The following is a 1,859-nucleotide window of genomic DNA, read 5'->3' on the forward strand; positions in this document are numbered from 1 at the left end:
ACCGCGCCGGCCCTCGAGAGCAAGCTCGGCGGTGTCAGCGCACCGGCGGGCTCCGCTCCGGCGGTTGAGCACATCCCCATCACCGGCGAAGACGAAGAAGGTCCTCGAGGGCAGCCTGCGCCAGACCACCCTGCTCGGGCACGAAGAGGATCGGCACCAACCACCTCCTCCTGGCCCTACTCGACGACCCCGCCTCCACCGGCGCTCACATCCTCACCGACCTCGCATCCCTACCCATCAGCGAAATGCGTAAGCACCTCAGACGCGAACTCGCCCACAGGCCCACCCCAGGCCCCGCCCACCGCATCCCCATCCGGCTCAACGCCGACGAATACACCCGCGCCCACGCCGCCGGCCAGAACCTCGAAACCTCCGGTCCACGAACACATCACCAACGCCCTCGAACAACCCGAATAACAGGTTCAGTCGGGGTGAAGAACAGCGCCATCGACACGAGGAACCACACCACCAACGTCACCAACGTCACCAACGGGCAGGGCGAAGTCCACGCTCGGATCGGCCGCGGCGATGCGGCCCGTGCCGGGCGACGACCTACGGGGTCATCTGTTCCCCGGTCACGAGGAAAATCACCCTGCGCCCGACCACGACAGCATGGTCACCGAAGCGCTCGTAGAAACGCCCCAACAACGTCACATCGACCGCGGCCGGGACGGTGCCGATCCAGGCCGGATCCTCGATCAGGGTGAGCAGCCGGCGGTGCAGGTCGTCGAGCTCATCGTCGCGTCTACCGATCTCGGCGGCCAGTTCGGGATCATGCGTGCGCAGAACCCGTTCGGCGAGAGGCCGGCCAACTCGGCCGCCACCCGCCCCATCCGGGAGAGCAACTCCTCCGCCTCACCGGACGCGACGTGCTCGGGATGGCGGCGGCGGCGGACACTTTCGGCCACATGCTGCACCAGCCCGCCCATCCGGCTCAGATCCGTCACCAGGTGCACACCGGTGACCACCTGACGCAGATCACACGCAACCGGGCCCTGCAACGCCAACAGCGCCATCGCCAGGTCCTCGCACGGACCGCGCAACTCCTCGATCTGTTCGTTCAGATCGAACACCCGCTCCGCCAGAGGCAGGTCCGCCAGCACCAGAGCCTCGGTCGCCGCCCGGCCCGCATCCCCGGCCAGCCGGCACATCGACGCCAACCGGTCCGTCAGCGCGTCGAGCTGCTCGTGAAACTTCATCCGCATAACCATCATCCTCGTGCACCTGCCGAAGACAGCACCGGGACGTGTCATCTTTCTGGTCCGACGGCTCGCCCAGGCCGCGATTCTTCCCCGTCCGTCCACGCGATCACGTCGAACACCCGCAGCGCCGAGATCTCCTCGGGCGAGGCCCGCGTCCCCGAGGATCGACACCAGCCGGTGATGCAACGCGCCGTCGTCGGCCCGCAGGGCCTCCCGGACCGGATTCAGATGTGCCCGCTCGGTGCCCAGCACCTGGCACACAACCGAAACCGAAGATCGGAAACAGCCGGGGACGTTTACGGGCAATCAACTTCGTCGCCTTCATCCCGCCCACGTCCCGCAGGCCGCGGAGGGCGGTTTCCAGGTCCCAGGCGGGCCACCCAGGGGTCAGCGGATCCGGTTCATCGAAACCGGGCCCCGATCCGGTCCCACCGCCGCCAGAGGAGCGTTCGAGGCCTCCGCCTCGGCGTCCAGGATCACCCCGCACCGCCGTCGGGGGGACCTGCGATCTACGCCACGTCCGCGCCCGGTAGAGCGGCAGTCGACAAAGTGTCTCATTATCGTGTATTTCGTTGCTGCTGAGGAGCTCTCGTTTTCGGCTCCTGAACTAGCAGTAGCAACGCATCACGTCCTCGTCTCCGGCGTTGCTCGGGCATC

1 protein-coding gene and 1 pseudogene are annotated in these 1,859 nt (G+C 67.3%); both read right to left on the reverse strand.

The genetic code is table 11. The features are described from left to right. Positions 1-552: 552 nt before the first annotated feature. Positions 553-1,205 (reverse strand): annotated as a pseudogene (phoU, locus tag CJ177_RS46455) (phosphate signaling complex protein PhoU). Positions 1,206-1,308: 103 nt separating this feature from the next. Continuing rightward, positions 1,309-1,689 carry a DUF6308 family protein gene (locus CJ177_RS49120; RefSeq protein WP_257015111.1) on the reverse strand — a complete coding sequence of 127 codons (381 nt, stop codon included), beginning with the start codon at positions 1,687-1,689 and terminating at the stop codon, positions 1,309-1,311. Positions 1,690-1,859 lie beyond the last annotated feature (170 nt).

It is taken from the genome of Rhodococcus sp. ACPA1 (assembly GCF_002300195.1).
Taxonomy (GTDB): Bacteria; Actinomycetota; Actinomycetes; order Mycobacteriales; family Mycobacteriaceae; genus Rhodococcus_F; species Rhodococcus_F opacus.